We start from the raw sequence: 21,197 nt of genomic DNA, 5'->3' as shown, positions 1-21,197 counted from the left end.
GGTATTGCTGCCGGCACGCGGCGCTCGGCTCGATAGCCGTGACCTTGCCGCACTTGTGAAGGAAGGAGCGCGTCATGACTGTTCATGTGGATGATCTGAAGAAAAGGTTCCCGACAACACCACACGCTGTGGCGGGGGAAAGAGAAACCAACCCATATCTGAAGCGCCAGGCTGGGCGGGAATCGAATGCCCGCAGTTATCCCAGACGGTTGCCGTTGGCGCTCAGCAAAGCCAAAGGCATCTATGTCCAGGATACCGATGACCGGACCTACATTGATTGTCTCGCCGGCGCGGGTGCGTTGACGTTGGGACACAATCATCCGGTCGTCTTGGACGCCATCCAGCAATTATTGCGGGACGGCGTACCCTTCCAGACGCTGGATCTGACGACGCCGGTGAAAGACCGTTTTGTCGATGCGCTGTTCGGTGCATTGCCGAAAGAGTTTGCGGAAGATGCGCGTATCCAGTTTTGCGGACCGTCCGGAGCGGATGCGGTCGAGGCTGCTGTCAAATTAGTAAAGACGGCAACCGGGCGGCGAACGATTCTGTCGTTCCACGGGGCGTATCACGGCATGACGCACGGCGGGTTGGCGCTTACGGGCCATCTGGCACCGAAAGCCGCCATCACGGGTCTGATGCCCGATGTCCAATTTCTTCCGTACCCCTACGATTACCGTTGTCCATTCGGCGTCGGTGGTGAAGAGGGACATCGGTTGTCCAGCACGTATATTGAACGGTTACTCGACGATCCGAACAGCGGTGTCGTATCACCAGCAGGCGTGATCTTGGAAGTGGTTCAGGGTGAGGGAGGTGTGATTCCTTCGCCTGACGCCTGGCTCCGGGACATTCGCCGGATTACCAAAGAGCGCGACATTCCGCTGATCGTCGATGAGATTCAAACGGGATTGGGGCGCACCGGATCGTTGTTTGCGTTTGAACGTGCCGGGATCATTCCCGATGCGGTGGTGTTGTCCAAGGCGATCGGAGGCGGGTTGCCGTTGAGCGTGGTGGTGTATCGGGCCGAATTGGATCAGTGGCTCCCGGGAGCGCATGCCGGTACCTTCCGCGGAAACCAGATGGCGATGGCGGCGGGGGCAGCGACCATCGAATTCGTTCGAACTCATCGTCTCGATCAGCACGCGCAGGTCATGGGGGAACGGCTTCTATCGCATCTGCGCAATGCTCAGACATCGCTGCGCAGCTTCGGCGACGTACGCGGACGCGGTTTGATGATCGGTGTCGAAATTATCAATGCCGACGGGCCTCCCGACGCCGGAGGATCCTGTCCCGCGGCCCCGGAACTTGCGCGAAAGATTCAGTCTCAGGCCCTCAATCGCGGTCTGATTCTCGAGTTGGGCGGACGCAACGGCAGCGTGGTGCGGTTTTTGTCGCCGCTCATCGTCACAGCCGAGGAAGTGGACACGATTGCGTCGATCTTCTGCGAAGCAGCTCGAGCCGCGGAGCAAGATTCACGCGTATGAAGCGTGTCGTTCGTTCATTGGTCGTCGTCTGTCTCGTTCTGGCATTCGGTCTAGGCTATGCCGCGATGACGATTCGGGCCTCGTTGCCGATGCTGGACGGCGAAATGAGCGTGAACGGTCTGCACGCACCGGTCACGGTCACGTCGGATGCCTATGGCGTTCCAACCATCACAGCCGGTTCGCGAGGAGACGCAATCCGCACGCTTGGCTATGTCACCGCGCGCGACCGGCTTTTCCAAATGGATCTTCTTCGCCGTTCCGGTGCAGGACGGCTGGCAGAGGTTTTAGGCGAGACGATGCGCGAAGCAGATTTGAAACAACGTACGTTTGGATTCAACGTGACGGCAAAGGCTATTGCCGCGCGGTTGCCTCAAGATCAACGAGATGTCCTCGAGGCTTTCACGGAGGGAGTGAACGACTATCTGACTCGGATGAAGACTCCACCGTTCGAGTTCTTGCTCCTCGGCTATGAACCGGAACCTTGGAAAGCAGAGGACAGTCTTCTGATCTTGCTGGGAATTTTCCAGATGCTGAGCGGCGTAGAAGAAGAGGAGCGGATGCGGACCGTGATGGAGCAGGCGTTGCCTTCCGAAGTCGTCACGTTTCTGGTGCCCGAGACTGATCCTTATACGGACGCGTTGTTGCAGATGAAATCCGATATTTCTGTCCGTTCATCTATTCCTGTGCAAGCGCTTGCTGCCTTGCGGAAGCCGGTCGATCAGATTCAAGCGCGCAGGACGACTATGGTGCGTTTCGGCAGGAGTGGATTGGGTTCGAACGGGTGGGCAGCCCATGGGGTCAAGACGACGGATGGCCGATCTCTCCTCGCAAATGACATGCACTTGGATATGGCCGTTCCCAACATTTGGTACCGTGTCCAGCTTCGATACGACCAGCTCGAGATCGCCGGTGTCGCGGTGCCCGGCATTCCGGTGGTCGCCGCAGGCACCAACGGTCTCGTGGCTTGGGGCGTGACGAACGTCGAGGGAGATTTTCTGGACCTCGTACGACTGGAGCTCAATCCTGCCGATTCAAACGAGTACAAGACTCCGGGAGGATGGAAACGTTTCACGACTCGGCGCGAAATCATCAAGATAAAGGATGCTTCTGATTCCGTGGTGGAAATCAAAGATACCATTTGGGGACCGGTTTCGCAGAATCCATTGCTGGACAACCCTATGGCCGTTCGTTGGACGGCACTCGATCCTGAAGCCGTTGATCTCGGTCAGGTCGACATGGATAGGGTTCGGTCAGTAGACGAAGCCATTGCGGTGATGAACCGTGCGGGCGGTCCTGCAAGTAATGTCATTCTCGCCGACAGCGGCGGTCATATCGCCTGGACCTACACGGGCAAGATACCTGTGCGCCGAGGATTCAACGGATCAGTCAGTGTGTCTTGGGCAGACGGCCGCGCCGGGTGGACGGGATATGTGTCTCCGGACGTACTCCCAAAAATTGTTGACCCTCCATCGGGGTTTGTCGTCAGTGCCAATCAACGCATGCTGGATGCCTCCTATCCTCATGTGATCGGTCATTCCTTTGCCGGTGGGTATCGCGCGTTCAGGATCGCGGAGCGACTGGAGACGATGACGAACATCCGGGAGCGAGACCTGTTTGACCTGCAATTGGATTCGACGAGCCGGTTTTATGAGTTCTACAGGGAATTGGCCCAAGAAGTGTTGACCGACGCTGCGATTCAAGGCAAGCCACCGCTGGTGAAAGCTCGGCATGCCTTCGAAGCTTGGAACGGGAAGGCCGATGCCGACAGCCGGGGGTTCGCGCTCATCCTCCGCTTTCGTCAAGTGCTCTCACGCTCCGTGTTCGCTCCGTATTTGTCCTCTTGTCGGGAACGTGATGCGCAATTCAGCTACGACGGCGATCTGGACACTCCATTGCGTCATCTTCTGACGACCCAAATCCCCGAACTGAATCCGGATCCCGGTCACTTTTCCAGTTGGTCGGAATTTCTTCTGAACGCGGTGGAACAAAGTGTCCGCGAATTGGAAGCGGAGCATCCTTCTGTTTCACCGAGCGAGCTGACATGGGGAGAGGTGAATCGCGTGAAGATGGAGCATCCTCTCGGCGGGGTGCTGCCGGGACTGGGGTATATTCTCAACATGCCGGACGAACCTGCATCCGGTTGCGGACAATGTATTCGTGTGATGCAGGACGGCCTCGGGGCGAGCCAGAGGCTCGTGGTGTCGCCTGGCCATCAAGACGAAGGCATTCACCATATGCCCGGCGGGCAGTCCGGGCATCCTCTCTCACCTCACTATCGGGATCAGCAACCTTACTGGAGTAATGGGATGCCGCTCCCATTCTTAGCCGGAACTCCGGTTCATACTCTGATGCTGGTTCCCCATTCACGAACCACACAAGTGATAGCCGGACAGAAACGGATATCTGTGGAACATCAACTACACCAGGAGGAGATTCGATGAACAGCGAAGAACGCGAAGACACGACTGTATACAAGGTTGTTGTGAATCATGAAGAGCAATACTCGATCTGGCCATCTTATCGCGAGAATCCGCTGGGCTGGAGGGACGAGGGGAAAACCGGGCTCAAGGCCGAATGCTTGGCCCATATCGCAGAAGTATGGACAGACATGCGTCCGTTGAGTTTGAGGAAATGGATGGACGAACAGACAAATGCACAAAAGGCGACATCTTCATGCTGACGGTCTCGCGTTCGTCCCGATGGATCGTGACTCATCGTCCTGTCGAGTCCGGGATGCGGTTGTTCTGTTTCCCGTATGCAGGTGCGGGAGCTTCCGCGTTCCGAAACTGGGCGGATAGCGAGTTCTTGCCGGATATCGAAGTCTGTGCCGTCCAACTTCCGGGGCGAGAGGCCAGGATCACCGAGCCGCCTGTCGGCGATTTGCCCCAGCTGGTGCAGATGTTGCGCCAAGCCATGGAACCCTACCTGGATCGACCGTTCGCTTTTTTTGGTCACAGTATCGGCGCGTTGGTGAGCTTTGAATTGGCGCGTGAATTACGCCGGAGCGGAGGAATCGAACCAACTCATCTGTTCGTATCCGGCTGTCCTGCTCCGCATCTTCCGTGTTCAGAGCAGATCTATGACCTGTCGGAGGAGGGATTTCTTGAACGGTTGTACCGATTCAACGGTACTCCGGTCGAAGTCCTCAACCATCCGGAACTGATGCACATGATGCTTCCCGCGCTTCGAGCGGACTTCGCGCTGCGTGACCGGTATCTTTACCGAGAGGAGCCTTCGCTGAGCTGTCCCATCACCTCGTTCGGCGGAATGAGCGATGTGCATGTGGATGCGCTGATGTTGCGAGGCTGGCGGCAGCACACACGGGAACGATATCAGTTATGGCTGTTCCAAGGAGACCATTTTTTCCTGAGGAGCGCTCAAGGACCGATGCTGGAAACGCTTTCTTCAGTGTTGTCTCAGTAGCAGAGGATAGCCCGATGACCTTCATGCCCACGGAAAGGTTTGTTCCATCGATGCGGCCGTCGGCATCGACTCTATCAGAGGGTGATGTACATGTGTGGTGTGCCGATGTACGCGACCATTGGCCGGAATCCGTCTTGTACGACCTGCTCAACGAAGCCGAACAGGTTCGCGCACGGAGCTTTGCGTTTGAAGAAGACCGTCGGCGGTATGTTCACGCCCATGGCTTCCTGAGGGTTTTGCTTGGATGCTATCTCGGCCAATCGCCCGGTTCAGTTCGGTTGACGACGGGACACAATGGGAAACCGTGCTTGCCGTCCGATCCTAGGGCATTGCGGTTCAATCTTTCGCATGCGCGCGCGCTCGTTCTCTGCGCCTTGGCGCGCGATCGCGAAGTCGGCGTCGATGTTGAATGGCGGGATCGGGAATTTTCATGGCACGACGTTGCGTCGTATGCCTGTTCGGAACGCGAGCAGACTGTCCTGTCTTCACTTGTTGAACCGGCACAGGCCGAAACATTTTTTTCGTGGTGGACGCTGAAGGAAGCCTACGTCAAGGCTCTTGGCGCAGGGTTGGAATTGCCGCTGGATCGAATCGATGTTGCCGATGGGTTTGAGACACGATCCCCCGTACCGGCTCGCGGCGATCTCAGAGATCATCGTTGGGCCATGTTCACGATTCCCCTGGATCTGATTATTCCGGAGCATTGGTGACTGAAGGCATTCCTTCCCGCGTGCGGTGCTTTCAATGGGGATGGGATTCGGAGGAAGCCCGGCTGACCGGATCGCCAAACCTCGGAGCGATGGAGGAACATCATGCACGCCGATCATAACAATATTGCGCCGATGCCCGTTGACGAGGCTTGTGAGGAAGCTACCGGTCAGCTGCCATGCCGCGTGAGCTACTTGACCTCGGATACCCTCCTTCCCGTCGTGGTCAATCCCACGGAGATGCAATCATTGACAGACTACGGCGAGGCCATAGAGCGGATGGTGGGCACACATCTTTCGACCGTGGGGGGTCTGCTATTCAGAGGATTCCCGATCGAATCGGCGGCTGACTTCGAAGCCTTCGTCCGAATGATTTCACCTGACCTGGCTTCCTACGAGTTCGGATCGACACCCCGGTCTCAGGTCCACAATCAGATTTATACGTCGACGGAATATCCTCCACATCAGCATATTCCCCTGCACAACGAACAAGCCTACACCACCGAATGGCCGATGAAAATCTGGTTTTATTGCGCACAGGCGTCGCCGGAAGGCGGCTATACGCCGATCGCGGACAGCCGCGAGGTGTATCGGCACATCCCGGTCCGCATCCGAGAGCGGTTCATCGAGAAGGGTGTGATGTATGTGCGCAACTATGGGAACGGACTCGACGTGCCTTGGACTAAAGTGTTCAACACCGCGGACCGTCAAGCCGTGGAACGGTTCTGCCGTGTGGCAGGCATCGTCTATGAATGGAAGCCGGACGGAGAACTCCGCACGCGCCAGGTCTGTCAGGCCGTCGCCGTCCATCCCCGCACCAATGAAACAGTGTGGTTCAACCAAGCGCATCTGTTTCATGTCTCGAATTTAGAGCCGGCCGTCCGCGAGGCGTTGCTGTCCGTGGTCAGTGAGGCGGATCTGCCTCGGCAGGCCTGTTATGGAGACGGAACTGCGATCGAGACGGCTGTATTGGACGAAATTCGGGACGCCTATCAATGCCAGGCCGTCCAGTTTCCGTGGCAAAAAGGCGACGTGCTGATGCTGGACAATATGCTGGCGGCGCATGGACGCACGCCGTTCAAGGGACCGAGAAAAATTCTGGTGGCAATGGCTGAATCGAGCAAGGGTTGACGGTGAGACCGATGCAATCCGACACATTCATTACGGGCGGGGCGGCGCCGGCCGGGCCTCAATCGAATGTGGACGTGTTTCCCGCGAGCTTCGCGCAGCAGCGATTGTGGTTTCTCTCCCAGCTGGAACCTGACAGTGCCTCATACAATACGGCGCTGGCGGTGCGGCTACGAGGCCCGCTCAACCGCGAGGCGACGGCAGAGAGCCTCAACGAAATCGTCCGGCGGCATGAAGTTCTCCGCACGACCTTTGATGAAGTTGACGGCGAGTTGGTTCAAGTGATCGCCGAGGACTGCCCGATGGATCTGCCGGTAGTGGATTTCAGTATGGAGTCACCGTCAGGGCGTGAGGCTTCGGCAGCCGAGGCCGCGCGAGCGGACGCGAATCGGCCGTTCGATCTCCGCACCGGTCCGTTGATGCGGGTGCGCCTGCTCAAACTGGCGCCGCGGGAGCACGTGTTGGTCCTCACGCTTCACCATATCGTCTGCGACGGATGGTCGTCGCAGATTCTCGCGCGAGAATTCGTGGCGCTCTACGAGGCATTCGATGCGGGCCTGCCGTCACCACTGCCTCCATTGCCGATTCAATATGCGGATTATGCGGCCTGGCAGCGCGGATGGCTGCAAGGACCGGTGATCGAGGAGCGGCTGGCCTATTGGAAAGAGAAATTGAAGGGACGACTGCCGGTACTCGATCTGCCGACGGATCGTCCGCGTCCGGCCGTGCAGAGCGATCGTGGCGCACGCTTTCCTTTTTCGCTCTCGCGTACCCTGACCGATCGGCTGCATGCGTTGAGCTGCCGGCAAGGCGCGACGCTATTCATGACCCTTGCCGCGGCCTTCCAGGTATTTCTGATGCGGCATAGCGGCCTCGATGATTTTTGCCTTGGCACGCCGGTCGCGAACCGGCCGAAGCGGGAGACGGAGTCGTTGATCGGCTTCTTCGCCAATACGCTCGTCCTGCGGGCCGACCTCTCGGGCAATCCGCCGTTCGCCGACCTGTTGACGCGCGTGCAGGAAACGGTTCTTGGCGCGCAGGCGCATCAAGATTTGCCGTTCGAGCAACTGGTGGATGCGCTGCAGCCGGCCCGCGCGCTCAGCCATACACCGCTATTCCAGGTGATGTTTGCCCTGCAAACTTCGCTGGCCAAGACACTGGCGCTGACCTCGCTGGAGGTCAGCGCGATGGAGTTGGATGCGGGAGGCGCCAAATTCGATCTGTCGCTCGATATGACGGAAGACAAGACCGGGCTGGATTGCGCGTTCGAGTACAACGAGGATCTCTTCGATCGAGAAACCGTGGGCGGAATGGCTGCTCATCTGCAGCAGCTCCTGGAAAGTATCGTTGACAATCCGCAGGCTCGGCTCGGCGAACTCGCGATGCTGACGGCGGCCGAACGTCGAAAGATTCTGGTCGATTGGAACGACACCTCGATTCCAGGTTCTGCTGACGATCAGGTGGCCCGTCTATTTGAGGCGCAGGCGGCACGATCGCCGGAGGCCGTGGCTGTTTCTTGCGGTGCGGAAACACTCAGCTACAGAGATTTGAATAATCGCGCTGATCGGATTGCACGCGCGCTTTCGATTGCCGGTGTCGGCTGCGAGACCGTCGTCGCCGTGCTCGGCGAACGTGGGATCGACTATGTGGCCATGATGGTGGGCCTGTGGAAGTGCGGGGGAGTCTACTTGCCGCTCGATCCCGGGCATCCGCCGTCACGATGGATGTCTATTCTTGAGGCGAGCCGGGCTTCGATGGTGCTGACGACGGAGGCCTGGAAGTCCAAGGTCCAGGACATGATCGTTCAGTTGCCACAGTCCGCGCGTCCGGTGATGCTCACGGTTGAGGCTTGTCTTTCAGAAAAGCCGGTTCTGTTGAGTGAGCGAGGAGCGTGGCCGTCCGCGAAGTTGGCCTATGTGATCTACACGAGTGGATCGACCGGTGTCCCGAAGGGAGCGATGGTGACAGAACGGGGTCTGGTCAATCATCTTCGCAGCAAGATCTCCATGCTCCAGCTTGACCCGACCGACATCGTTGCACAAACCGCCTCTCAAGGGTTCGACATTTCAGTGTGGCAGCTCACGGCGGCGCTCCTCTGCGGCGCCCGTACACTCATCGTGCCCGATGAAGTCGCCCGCGATCCAGAGCCACTGCTCCGCTACGCCGCCGAACAGGGAGTGACCGTCCTCGAAACAGTCCCGGCTTTGCTGCAAGGCATGCTCGACAGTGCCGTCACGGCAGGAGCCGACGCACCGGCATTGACTCGACTCCGATGGCTCTTGCCTACCGGAGAAGCGCTACCGCCTGCGTTAATCCGCCGATGGTTCGAGCGATACCGGCATGTGCCCCTGATGAACGCCTATGGACCGGCCGAATGCGCCGACGATGTCGCCATGGCGACGATCACAACTCCACCGGACGAAACCTACGCTCATGCTCCGATCGGCAGGCCCATCGCTAACCTACGTGGCTATGTCGTGGACAGCTGGCTGGAACCGATGCCGATCGGCGCCTCGGGCGAACTGTGCGTAGCAGGAGCCGGTGTCGGCCGCGGCTATCTCCACGATCCGGCCAGGACGGCCGAAGCGTTCGTGCCGGATCCCTTTTCCACTGATCCGGGCGCGCGGCTCTATCGAACCGGCGATCGCGTCCGGCACCGTCCGGACGGGATGATGGAGTTTCTCGGACGACGGGATCAGCAAGTCAAAGTCCGAGGCGTGCGCATCGAATTGGGCGAAGTCGAATTGCGCTTGCAGGCTCATCCGGACGTGCGCGAAGCGGTGGCTGTCGTGCGTCAGGACCGTCCGGGACAAAAGCGATTAACGGCCTATGTGGTGCCGCACGACGGTGCGGCATGCGATTCCGAGATGTTGATCCGGCTGCTGCGTGAGCAATTGCCGGAGCCGATGGTCCCTTCTGCGATCGTCACGCTCCAGGCGCTGCCTCGCAACGACAACGGCAAGATCGACCGGCAGGCCCTGCCCGAGCCGGACCATGCGGCGGCAAAGGAATGGACTGCGGCCCGCACGCCGACTGAAGCGCAGTTGGCGGCGGTCTGGGCCGAGGTGCTGGGGCTAGAGCGGGTCGGTGTGCACGACAATTTCTTCGAATTGGGCGGGGATTCCATTCTTAGTCTACAAGTTATCTCGCGTGCCAAGGCACAAGGTCTGCCGCTCACACCGCGACATCTCTTCCAACATCAGACGGTCGCCGAACTGGCGGAGGCCGCAGGCGGAAGGATCGAAGGACTCGATTTGAAGCCGAAACACAGGGTACGGGTTCAGAGACCGACAGATCCGGCACTGATGGAAGCAGCGCGGAAATTGTATCCCACAACCGAAGATGTCTACCCGCTCACACCGTTGCAGCAAGGACTGCTGTTTCATAGCCTGTACGAACCGCAGTCAGGAGTTTACATCGAGCAGCTGAGTTGCCTGCTTCGCGGCCACCTAGACCATGCCGCATTCCTCGAAGCATGGCGGATGGTGATCGCGCGCTCGACACCGTTCCGCACCGCATTCGTGTGGCAGGCGCTCGACAGGCCCGTGCAGGTGGTGTTGCCGGGTGAGGCGCCGCCCATCATCGAGCTCGATTGGCGCGACGCGTCTGAATTCAACCGGACAGAACGGTTACGGGAATTTCTCCGGAACGATCGGCTGACGGACTTCGACCTGACAAGACCGCCGCTAATGCGTCTTGCCTTGATCCGGGTGGCAGATGACGCGCGCTACCTGATCTGGACGCATCATCACATCGTGCTGGACGGCTGGTGCCTTCCCATCATTCTGGGTGATCTGTTTGCCTGCTATGCGTTCTTCAAAGGCGGCCCGGGTCCCGGCGAGCCGCAGTCGCAACCGTATCGAAACTATGTCGAGTGGATTGTCTCTCAGAACCAGACGGCGGCGGAACAGTACTGGCGCAAGACCCTTGCGGGCATCACTTCAACCACGCCACTTCCGACTGATCGGTCGCCGGACAGCGCACAGTCGCATACGGGATACGGCATGCATCGGGTGACGATCTCTGCCGCCAGGACATCCGCTCTTCATGAGGTTGCCTCCAGAGAACGCATCACGGTCAATACGTTGGTACAGGGAGCGTGGGCACTGTTACTGAGCCGCTACTGTGGCGAGGAAAACGTGTTGTTCGGCACGACGGTGTCGGGGCGTTCTGCGGATGTCCCGGGCGTCGAGACGATGCTCGGGCTCTTCATCAACACGTTGCCGCTCCGGATCACTGTGTCCCCGGACGCCGTGCTGCGGGATTGGTCGCGAGGATTGCTGCAACAGAACGCCGAGTTGCGCCAATACGAGCATACTTCCCTGGCGCAGATCCAGAACTGGAGTCAGATCCCACGCGGCACTCAGCTATTCGATAGTCTCCTGGTCTTTGACAACCATCCGACCGATCAAACCCTGGATGACGGCGGCGCAGGTTTGACGGCTCACGATGTCTATCTGGAAGGCCAGACCAATTATCCATTGACCATCAACGTCGTGCCGGGCGAATCGCTCTCCTTTCTCCTCTCCTATCAGCAGAAGCGGTTTTCTCCTGAACGCGTGCAACGTATCGCAGAGCATCTGGACGTGGTACTAGGCCAGCTGGTTGCGCAGCCGGACGTACCTCTGTCGGCGATTGGGGTAATGGGGGCGGAGGAGCGGCGGCAGGTGGTGGCGGAGTGGAACGCAACCCGACGCGCGTATCCGACCGGCGCGACCGTGCCGGACTTGATCTACCGTTGCGTACAGCGTGCCCCGCAGGCTGTGGCGGTGCGGCTGGACGACCAGGTGTTGAGCTATGAGGAGTTATGGCGCCGGAGCGCGGCGGTGGCAACCGAACTACGGCGGCAGGGAGTCGGACCCGATGTGCTGGTGGGCCTTTGCGCCGAACGGTCGCTGGAAATGATCATCGGCCTGCTGGGCATTATGCAGGCTGGTGGGGCCTACGTGCCGATCGACCCAAGTTATCCGGCAGATCGAATCGCGTACATGCTGGCCGACGCAGCGCCCTCGGTGCTGCTGATCCAACCGGCTTTGCGGGGGAAATTGCCGCCGTTCGCCGGGGTGTGTCTCGAACTGTCCGCTGCTGCGACGGAGGCCTCTGAACCGACGGATTGTCCGCCAACGCCGGTGCGGCTGGACCAGCTGGTCTACACGATCTATACCTCCGGTTCCACCGGGCGTCCCAAAGGGGCGGGCAACACGCATGGCGGCCTCCTCAATCGGCTGCAGTGGATGCAGGACTATTTCGGCCTGACGCCTGCCGACCGTGTGCTGCAGAAGACGCCGTTCAGCTTCGACGTGTCGGTGTGGGAGTTATTCTGGCCCTTGATGACCGGCGCGGAGTTAGTGCTGGCTCTGCCGGAGGAACACAAGGACGGATTGCGGCTCAAAGATAGGATTGTCACGCAGAAGATCACGACGATCCACTTCGTCCCGCCGATGCTGCAGGCGTTTCTGGAGACGCCGGGTGTGGAGGCCTGTGCCGGCACGTTGCGGCGCATCGTCTGCAGCGGGGAAGCGCTAGGTGAGGCGGTTCAGCGGCAGTGTTGGGCGCGATTGCCGGGCGTCGAGCTCCACAATCTCTATGGGCCGACGGAAGCGGCGATCGATGTGACGGTGTGGTCGTGTGATCCGACCGCTCCAGCCGATCCGGTCCCGATCGGGCGGCCGATCGCCAACACACAAATTTATATCTTGGATGATCGAGGCGAGCCGGTCCCCATCGGTGTGCCGGGGGAAGTACACATCGGCGGTGTGAACGTGGCCCGCGGCTATCACCGGCGACCGGCGCTGACGGCGGAGCGGTTCGTGCCGGATGCGTTCAGCACCGAGCCGGGGCGGCGAGTATACCGGACGGGAGATCTCGCGCGGTACGGGCCGGATGGCGCGATCGAGTATCTGGGCCGGCTGGACCATCAGGTGAAGATTCGAGGAGTACGAATCGAACTGGGTGAGGTCGAAAGCTGCCTGCTCCAACATCCGGCGGTGCACGAGGCGGTCGTCGTGGCGCAGGACACCGCGGCGGGGACCAAGCGGTTGGTCGGCTATGTGGTGCCCCGAATGGGCCACGAGGTGGTGGGGGAGGCGATCCGGCACTGGGTCGGGGAGCGGCTTCCGGATGCGTTCGTCCCAAGCGTCGTGGTGGCGCTCGACGCCCTGCCGCTGACCCCCAACGGCAAGGTCGATCGCAAGGCGTTGCCGGTCCCGGATCTGCAGGCGCGGACGCAGGCCTATGAAGAGCCGGTCACGGAGTCGGAGCGCGTCCTGGCTGCGATCTGGGCCGAGGTGCTCGGCCAGCCGCGCGTGGGCCGGCGCGACAACTTCTTCGAACTCGGCGGCGATTCGATCAATACGTTGCAAGTATTGGCACGCGCTCATCAGCGCGGCATGAAACTGACCCCCAAACAACTGTTCGAGTATCCGACAGTGGCATCCGCTGCTGCGGTAGCGGTGCCGACTGAGGTGACCGTTGAAGAAGAGATGCAGGCGGAAGGGACGGGCGTCAACGGGCTCGTGGGCATCGAGTTGTCCGACGAGGACATGAGCAATCTGCTGGAAGAATTGAAATAGGTGAAGTAGTGGCGAAGTCCGCATTACCGGATCATATCGACTCGATCTATCCCCTTTCCCCGATGCAAGAGGGGATGTTGTTTCACACGCTCATGAATCCCGGCACCGGGATTTATTTGATGCAGAACCGTTATCTGCTCGAGGGCGACCTGAATCATGAGGCCTTCGTGCGCGCGTGGGACATGGTGCTCGACCGGCATCCGGTGCTTCGAACCTCGTTCGTGTGGAAGAGCCAAAAGCGTCCGCTGCAAGCGGTGCACAAGCGGGTGGATGCACCGATCGTGTCGCTGGATTGGAGGGGCCAAACTCGCTCCGAGCAGATCGCGCGGCTGGACGCCGAATTGGAAGCCGAACTCCGTGAGGGATTCGATTTCGCCAAGGCACCGCTCATGCGGCTGTGGCTGATCCGGTTGGCCGACGATTGCTACCAGTTCGTCCACAGTTTTCATCATATTCTGCTCGATGAGTGGTGCATTTCGCTCCTCCTGATGGATTTCCTCGGCCACTACGGATCGCTGGTGCGCGGTGAGCGGCTCACTCGCGAGAAACCGCGTCCCTATCGCGACTACATTGCGTGGTTGCAAAAACAGGACATCAATGCCGCGGAGTCCTTCTGGCGCGGATACCTTCAAAATTTCCCCACGCCGACGCCGCTACCTTATGACCGGTTGCCCGAAGGCCTCGCCGACCAGAACGAGGACGCGGCGGATCACTGCCTGCATCTGAGCACCGAAACGTCCGCGATATTGGCGGACTTGGCCCAGCGCCATCGCCTGACGGTAAACACATTCTTCCAGGGGGCTTGGGCTCTATTGCTCAACTACTACAGCAGCGAACGTGAGGTTCTGTTCGGCGTGACGGTGGCCGGCCGTCCTACTGAATTGACGGGTGTCGAGTCGATCCTCGGCCTGTTCATCAATACGCTGCCGCTTCGAATCTCCATGCGGCCGGACCGCCTCCTGATGGATTGGTTGAAGGACCTGCTGGCGGAAAACGTGCGCGTGCGCCAGTACGACTATGCGCCGCTGGTTCAGATGCAGCGATGGAGTGAGGTCCCGCGGGGAGAGGCGTTGTTCCACAGCTTGTTCGTGTTCGAGAACGCGCCGGTCGATCCGGAGCTCTGCGAGGGACGGATCATTTTCAAAGCGGAGGAGGAGCAATACCGGGTTCACACGAACTATCCGCTGACCGTCATGGGATGGCCGGGACGCGAATTGGGACTCAAGATTTCGTACGACAAGCGGCTGTTCGACGCCGATACGACGGGCCGCATGATCCGGCATCTCAAGACGCTGCTCGAAGCGATGGCTGAACGGCCGACTGCGCGGCTCGCCGATCTGTTGCCGCTTAAACAGGACGAGCGGCAACAACTGCTGACCGAATGGAATCCTGTTCTAAACGTCTCCGGCGAGAAGGAGCCCGATAGCCTGCCGCGGCTGTTCGAGAAGCAGGTCGAACGTCATCCGGACGCCGTGGCTGTTCAGTGCCTCGACGAAAGCGCCACCTATGGTGAGCTGAATCGGCGGGCCAATCGTGTCGCGCACGCATTGGCCGAAGCGGGTGTGGGACCCGATACGATCGTGGCGCTGCTCGACGATCGCGGTATCGACCTCTTGATGATGATGGTCGGTGTCTTCAAGGCAGGCGGGGCATATTTGCCACTTGATCCGCATCACCCTGTGTCGCGCCTCACGCAGATTCTGAAGCTGAGCCGTTCCCCGGTCGTGCTCACATCACAGGATTATCTCGCACGCCTACAAGAAGCGGTCGTGCCAATCGATGAACCGTCTCGTCCCCGGCTTATGGCGATTGAAGACATTCTCGATGGAGCCGGTCGTGAAGAGAATCCAGGAGACCGTGGGCAATCCGAACATCTGGCCTACGTCATTTATACCTCCGGCTCCACCGGAGTGCCGAAGGGAGCGATGGTCACCAGGCGAGGGATGCTCAACAATTTTCAGAGCAAGGTCTCGGGTTTGGCGCTGGGGCCGTCCGATATCATCGCGCAAACCGCCTCGCAATGTTTCGACATCTCCGTCTGGCAGTTCCTGACGGCACTGACTTGTGGCGCCAGAACCAGCATCGTTCTGGACGAAACATCGCGCGATCCCTTTCACTTGCTGACCCACCTCGAGCGGAAGGGCATCACAATCCTCGAAACCGTGCCGGCCCTTCTCCAAGGCCTGTTGGAAGCAGCATCGGAAGCGGGCTCTGATGCTGCGCCTCGACTTCAAAATCTCCGATGGGTTCTGCCGACCGGCGAAGCCTTACCGCCTCCGGTCTGCCGCCAATGGCTGGCCCGCTATCCGGCAATACCATTATTGAACGCCTATGGACCGGCTGAATGCGCCGACGATGTGGCTGTCCATTCCATTCTCGAACCACCGTCCGCCGACACGACGCACATGCCGATCGGCCACCCGATCGAAAGAACCCGCCTGCATATTCTCAATGCCTGGCTGGAGCCTGTGCCGCCTGGTGTCCACGGGGAGTTGTATGTGGCGGGTGTCGGGGTCGGCCGCGGGTATTTGCAAGACCCCACTCGAACGGCCGAAGTCTTTCTGCCGGACCGGTTTGGATCCGAGGCGGGCGCACGGATGTACCGGACCGGCGATCTGGCCCGCTATCGCCGGGACGGAGCCATCGAATTCGTCGGGCGTGTCGATCAGCAGATCAAGCTACGCGGATTTCGGATCGAATTGGGCGAGATCGAAACGCATCTATTGTCGAGCCCTCTCGTGCGCGAAGCGGCCGTGCTGCTGCATATCGACGCGCGGGGAGAGAAACGATTGGCAGCCTATCTCGTGGGTCATGAGGAAGAAAGCCTGAGTGTGCCGGCATTGCGCGAACTCTTATTGTCGCAGCTGCCCGAGTACATGGTGCCGACGGCGTTCGTGCCGTTACCGGCGCTGCCGCGCACGCCGAACGGCAAGATCGATCGCCTCGCGCTGGCGACGCTGGATCTGGGTGACCAGTTCGCCCGTTCCTATACGGCGCCGCGCACGGCGACGGAAGAAATTCTGGCAGGCATCTGGTCCGAGGTGTTGGGTGTCGAGCGGGTCGGTGTTCACGACGATTTCTTTGAGTTGGGCGGTCACTCGCTGCTGGCGACGCAGATCATGTCACGGCTCCGCAGCACGTTCCACGTCGAGTTGTCACTGAGGACTGTGTTCGAATCCACGAGTGTCGCGGCTTTGGCCGCAGCTGTGGATCGCGCTCGGAAAGACGGAACGGCCGGCCAGGCGCCCCCGCTGGTACCGATCGCACGCACCGGTCCGTTCCCCGCATCTTTCGCGCAACAGCGTCTCTGGTTCCTTGCGCAACTGGAGCCGGACAGCCCCTTCTACAACTTGCCGGCCGGGTTTCGTCTGCGAGGCCGATTGGATGTGGATCTGCTGACAGCCGCTCTCAATCAAGTGATCGCGCGGCACGAGGCATTACGGACGGTATTTCAGGAAACCGACGGGCAACCGGCGCAGGTCGTGCTCTCTTCAGTAACGGTCGAGATTCCTATCGTCGATCTTCGCGAGATCCCTGAGGAGAAGCGGACAGTGGAATTGACCAAGCAGAGCGAAGCGGAGGCGCAGCGGATCTTTGATCTAACCCGCGGGCCGCTGGTGCGCGCCCGGGTTTGGCATGTCGGCGAAGAAGAGTATGTGCTGTTGATGACCTTGCATCACATCGTCTCCGACGGCTGGGCGATGGACGTGTTGATCAGGGAATTGGTGACGTATTATCAAGCGGGTTTCTCAGGACAGCCTGCCGCGTTGGCGCCGTTGCCCATCCAGTATGCGGACTATGCGGTTTGGCAGCGTGACTGGATGCAAGGCACTGTATTGGAGGCTCAGCTCGCCTATTGGAAAGATCGTTTGGAGGACGCGCCGGCTGCGTTGGAGTTGCCGACCGATCGCCCCCGTCCAGCCGTGCAGACCTATCGCGGTGCCTGCTGCGAGTTTACGGTTCCTGCCGAGTTGTTACAGCAGATCACGGGATTCAGCCGACGGCACAGTCTCACCTTGTATATGACTCTGCTCACAGCCTTCACGGCCTTGCTGCACCATTATAGTGGTCGAACCAGCATTCTGGTCGGCAGTCCCGTTGCGAATCGGCTCCGGATCGAGGTGGAAGAGCTGATCGGACTCTTCGTCAACACGCTGGTATTGCGAACGGATATTCCGGACAACCCGCGCTGGATCGATCTGTTGGATCGGGTGAGAAGCGAGGTTCTCGGGGCTCAGACTCATCAGGATCTCCCCTTCGAACATTTGGTGGACGCGCTGCAGCCGGAGCGGAACTTGAGCCATTCTCCGCTTTTTCAAGTCATGTTCACACTGCAAACGCCGGCGGAACAATCCATGGAGACACCGGGAATTCGAGTGGACAGCATGGAGATCGATCCGGGCACCGCCCTGTTCGACCTGTCGCTGGACGTCGTGGTCGAGCCTGATCGGTTGTCCGGTTCTTTCGAGTACAACACTGACCTTTTTGATGAGTGCACCGTCCGACGCTTTGCTGACGGTTTTCTGGAGATAGTGACCTCGATGATCACCAAGCCGGAAGGACGAGTACACGATGTACCGCCTCTCACGGAATGTGAGCGTCGTCTGCAACTCATCGACTGGAACAATGTTCCGGGCCCCGATTTGACGGCTGACTATGTCACGAGGTTCGCTGCGCAGGTCGAGCGTACGCCTGACTCCCCGGCGGTCGTGCATCGAACACGGAGTTGGACCTATCGGGAACTCCACCGCCGGGCGGCTAGGACTGCGGCTTCCTTGGCGGCGGGCGGAGTCGGCCCGGATTCGGTCGTGGCTGTGCTTGGCGAACGGAGCCCTGAGTTGCTGGCGATGATCCTCGGCGTCTTAGAGGCGGGAGGCGCCTATCTGCCGTTGGATCCTCGGCATCCTCAACAGCGCATGACTCAAATTGTAGAACTCAGCCGTCCGCTTGTTCTGTTGGTGACGCGGGAGTGGGAAGGTCGAGCCGCCGACGTCTTGAACGATATCCCGGCGGACAGGCGGCCGAGGGTACTGATCATCGAACAGGTGATGGAGCAGGACATCGATCCGGCCACTCTCAGACCGATCCGCGCGGCTGGACGCCTGGCCTATCTCATCTATACGTCCGGCTCGACCGGCACGCCCAAAGGCGTAATGGTCGCGCAGGACGGCATGCTCAACAATATCCTATACAAGTTGGACAGTCTGGAGATGACGGCCGACGACATCGTCGCGCAGACCGCGTCGCAATGTTTTGACATCTCCGTCTGGCAATTGCTGGCGGCCCTGTTGTGCGGGGCGAGGGTACAGATCGTTCCTGACGACGTGGCACATGATCCAACGGCGTTGTTGTATTACTTGGACGACGCCGATATCACCATCGTCGAGCCGGTTCCTGCGGTGCTGCAGGGACTCCTTACCGTCGATGGAAGCGTGCCTGCCCTGACCGGGATACGATGGGTGCTGCCGACGGGAGAGGCCCTGCCCTCGGCCCTCTGTCGTCGATGGTTCGCGCGTTATCCGACCATTCCATTGATGAACGTGTACGGACCGGCCGAATGTTCGGACGACGTCGCGACACATGTGATGTATTCGCCGCCGGACGACGCGGACCGTCCGTTGCCGATCGGCCGGCCCGTTCCCGGCCTGCGTCTCTACATTCTGAATCGCCATCTGTCCCCTGTACCGGTGGGCACAGCCGGAGAACTCTGTGTCGGAGGTGTGGGAGTGGGGCGCGGCTATCTCCGCGATCCCAAGCGGACGGCAGCGGCTTTCGTGCCGGATCCATTTGGACCGGAGGCGGGAGCGAGGCTGTATCGCACAGGGGACCTTGCCCGCTATCGGCCGGACGGGACGATCGAGTTTATCGGGCGCGTGGATCACCAAGTCAAGATCCGCGGCTACCGCATCGAGCCGGGTGAAATCGAGGCCAGACTGCTGGAGCAGCGGGGCGTTCTAGAAGCCGTGGTGATCCCACGCGAAGACCAGCCTGGACAGCGGCGGCTGGTGGCATACGTAACACCGGATGGTCCGGAGGCGTTGGATATCCAAGACGTTCGGCGCCGACTTCAGGACACCTTGCCGGACTACATGATTCCGAGTTCCTTTGTCGTCCTGGATACCTTGCCGCGGAGCTCGAACGGAAAAATCGACCGAAGAGCGCTGCCGGTGCCGGACCTTGCCGGACAGGTGGAACGTTCCTACACGCCCCCCAGTACTCCTGCGGAGACCGCGCTGGCAAAAATTTGGGAAGAAGTGTTGGGGTTACCGCAAGTCGGCACGCAGGAGAATTTTTTCGAGCTGGGCGGCGATTCCATCGTCAGCTTACAAGTGATTGCCCGGGCTAAACAGGTCGGGCTGCTGCTCAGCCCCCGTCAGATCTTTCAACACCAAACCGTGGCCGAGCTTGCGGCGGTTGCCGGACGAGAAACGGTGGTCGCGCTGGAGGCGGAGCAGGGAGCGGTCATGGGGGAGGCTGCATTGACCCCCATTCAATGCGCGTTCTTCGAATTGCCGCTTGTCAATCCGCATCACTGGAATCAATCGGTCCTGCTGGAAGCAAAAGAACCGCTCGTGGAGTCCGCTCTGGAGACGGCGGTGGCGGCGCTCATTGCTCACCACGATGCACTGCGGCTTCGATTCGAGCAGACGGACGGCGGTTGGCGCCAATCGCACGCGCCGATTCCGCGGGGACCCTTCGTGCGACGCGTGAATCTTGCCGCGCTTTCCGATTCGGAACGCCGCGCGTCGTTCGAAGCACAGGCTACGCAGTGGCAAGGAAGTTTGAATATTTCGGAAGGACCGCTCCTGCACGTGGTCTGGTTCGAGATGGGGGAAGGTTCGTCTGATCGGCTGCTGATCGCGGTACACCATCTCGCGGTGGACGGCGTTTCTTGGAGAATCCTCTTAGAGGACCTGCAGACCGCCTATCGGCAGGCGGTGGAGAGCCGTCCGATCCAATTGCCGCTCAAAACGACTTCGTTTCGCCAATGGGCCGAGCGAGTACGGCGATATGGCGAGACAGAAGTCATGAAAAATCCGTCTTCTGCCGTCTGGCTGACGGTGCAGGGGGAGAGATCGCTTGTGCTGCCTGTGGACGATCCAACCGGCAGTGATCGGGAGGCCGCGGCCGAGACTCTGACCGTGTCAATGGACGAACGGGACACACAGGCGTTGCTACGTGATGTGTCTGCCGCATACGGAACGCAGATCAACGACGCGCTGTTGACGGCCTTGGCGCAGACCCTCGGCCGGTGGACGGGCTTCAATCGTGTGACGATCGATCTTGAAGGGCACGGGCGCGAGGATCTATTCCCCGAACTGGATGTCTCTCGCACGGTTGGGTGGTTCACCAGCGTCTTTCCCGTGACCTTGAACCTGACACGCTCGGCGTCGCCCGGAGAAGCCCTCAAGGCCGTAAAGGAGCAAGTGCGACGGATCCCGGACCGCGGTATCGGCTACGGCATCGTTCGGTATGTGACGAAAGATGGTCTCGACGCAGCTAAGGCGCTTCCTGTGGCACGGGTTCCGGTGGGATTCAACTATCTCGGACAGTTCGACGCGGTCGCCACGGAGGAGTCGGCCTTCATCCTATCCTCGGAATCCGTCGGCAAGGAACATGATCCGCACAATCAGATGGAATACGAGCTGGATATCAATGCATCGGTCATGAATGGACGCTTGGAAGTCATCTGGACGTACAGCCGCGAGCGCTATCGCCTTGAGACCATCACGTCCCTGGCCGAAGCCTATCTAAAAGATTTGCAGGCATTGATCGCGCATTGTTTATCCGCTGACGCAGGCGGCTATACGCCATCCGATTTTCCAAGCGTAGAGCTGGAGCAAGACGCGCTGGACGCGATCCTGGAACAAATGAACTAACCGGAC

At 59.9% G+C, this 21,197-nt stretch carries 8 protein-coding genes; all 8 read left to right on the top strand.

The features are described from left to right. The first annotated feature begins 74 nt into the window (after nt 1-74). The 8 genes from H8K04_10605 to H8K04_10570 all read left to right on the top strand — a co-directional run bounded on the left by H8K04_10605 (nt 75) and on the right by H8K04_10570 (nt 21,191). Nucleotides 75-1,481, top strand: a complete 1,407-nt coding sequence (locus H8K04_10605; GenBank protein UVT14312.1) for a diaminobutyrate--2-oxoglutarate transaminase — start codon at nt 75-77, stop codon at nt 1,479-1,481. After that, nucleotides 1,478-3,922, top strand: coding sequence for a penicillin acylase family protein (locus H8K04_10600; GenBank protein UVT14311.1), 2,445 nt, complete (start codon nt 1,478-1,480; stop codon nt 3,920-3,922). The genes H8K04_10605 and H8K04_10600 overlap by 4 nt, the downstream gene beginning before the upstream one ends. After that, complete coding sequence (locus tag H8K04_10595) at nt 3,919-4,161, top strand: MbtH family protein (GenBank protein UVT14310.1); 243 nt, start codon at nt 3,919-3,921, stop codon at nt 4,159-4,161. The genes H8K04_10600 and H8K04_10595 overlap by 4 nt, the downstream gene beginning before the upstream one ends. After that, nucleotides 4,155-4,904 carry a thioesterase gene (locus tag H8K04_10590; GenBank protein ID UVT14309.1) on the top strand — a complete coding sequence of 250 codons (750 nt, stop codon included), beginning with the start codon at nt 4,155-4,157 and terminating at the stop codon, nt 4,902-4,904. Before H8K04_10595 ends, H8K04_10590 begins: the two co-directional genes overlap by 7 nt. Before the next feature lie 14 nt (nt 4,905-4,918). Next, nucleotides 4,919-5,614, top strand: coding sequence for a 4'-phosphopantetheinyl transferase superfamily protein (locus H8K04_10585; GenBank protein UVT14308.1), 696 nt, complete (start codon nt 4,919-4,921; stop codon nt 5,612-5,614). 237 nt (nt 5,615-5,851) lie between these two features. Beyond that, a complete protein-coding gene (locus tag H8K04_10580; GenBank protein ID UVT17949.1) occupies nt 5,852-6,742 on the top strand; it encodes a TauD/TfdA family dioxygenase in 891 nt (296 codons plus the stop codon). Between the two features lie 11 nt (nt 6,743-6,753). Further along, nucleotides 6,754-13,311: an amino acid adenylation domain-containing protein gene (locus tag H8K04_10575; protein ID UVT14307.1), complete on the top strand. Its 6,558-nt coding sequence runs from the start codon at nt 6,754-6,756 to the stop codon at nt 13,309-13,311. Between the two features lie 8 nt (nt 13,312-13,319). After that, entirely contained in the window at nt 13,320-21,191 is a 7,872-nt protein-coding gene (locus H8K04_10570; protein UVT14306.1) for an amino acid adenylation domain-containing protein, read from the top strand. The last annotated feature ends 6 nt before the right edge of the window (nt 21,192-21,197 follow it).

Origin of the sequence: Nitrospira sp., assembly GCA_024760525.1 — a bacterium.
In the GTDB taxonomy this organism is placed as follows: domain Bacteria; phylum Nitrospirota; class Nitrospiria; order Nitrospirales; family Nitrospiraceae; genus Nitrospira_D.
Note: the sequence above shows the minus strand (reverse complement) of the source record. Positions and strands in the feature narration are given on the sequence as shown.

Excerpts from the sequence above, each read along its gene's own strand:
- H8K04_10580 (UVT17949.1), top strand. The coding sequence starts at position 5,852 with ATGCAATCATTGACAGACTACGGCGAGGCCATAGAGCGGATGGTGGGC.
- H8K04_10590 (UVT14309.1), top strand. The coding sequence starts at position 4,155 with ATGCTGACGGTCTCGCGTTCGTCCCGATGGATCGTGACTCATCGTCCT.
- H8K04_10600 (UVT14311.1), top strand. The coding sequence starts at position 1,478 with ATGAAGCGTGTCGTTCGTTCATTGGTCGTCGTCTGTCTCGTTCTGGCA.
- H8K04_10575 (UVT14307.1), top strand. The coding sequence starts at position 6,754 with ATGCAATCCGACACATTCATTACGGGCGGGGCGGCGCCGGCCGGGCCT.
- H8K04_10605 (UVT14312.1), top strand. The coding sequence starts at position 75 with ATGACTGTTCATGTGGATGATCTGAAGAAAAGGTTCCCGACAACACCA.
- H8K04_10595 (UVT14310.1), top strand. The coding sequence starts at position 3,919 with ATGAACAGCGAAGAACGCGAAGACACGACTGTATACAAGGTTGTTGTG.
- H8K04_10585 (UVT14308.1), top strand. The coding sequence starts at position 4,919 with ATGACCTTCATGCCCACGGAAAGGTTTGTTCCATCGATGCGGCCGTCG.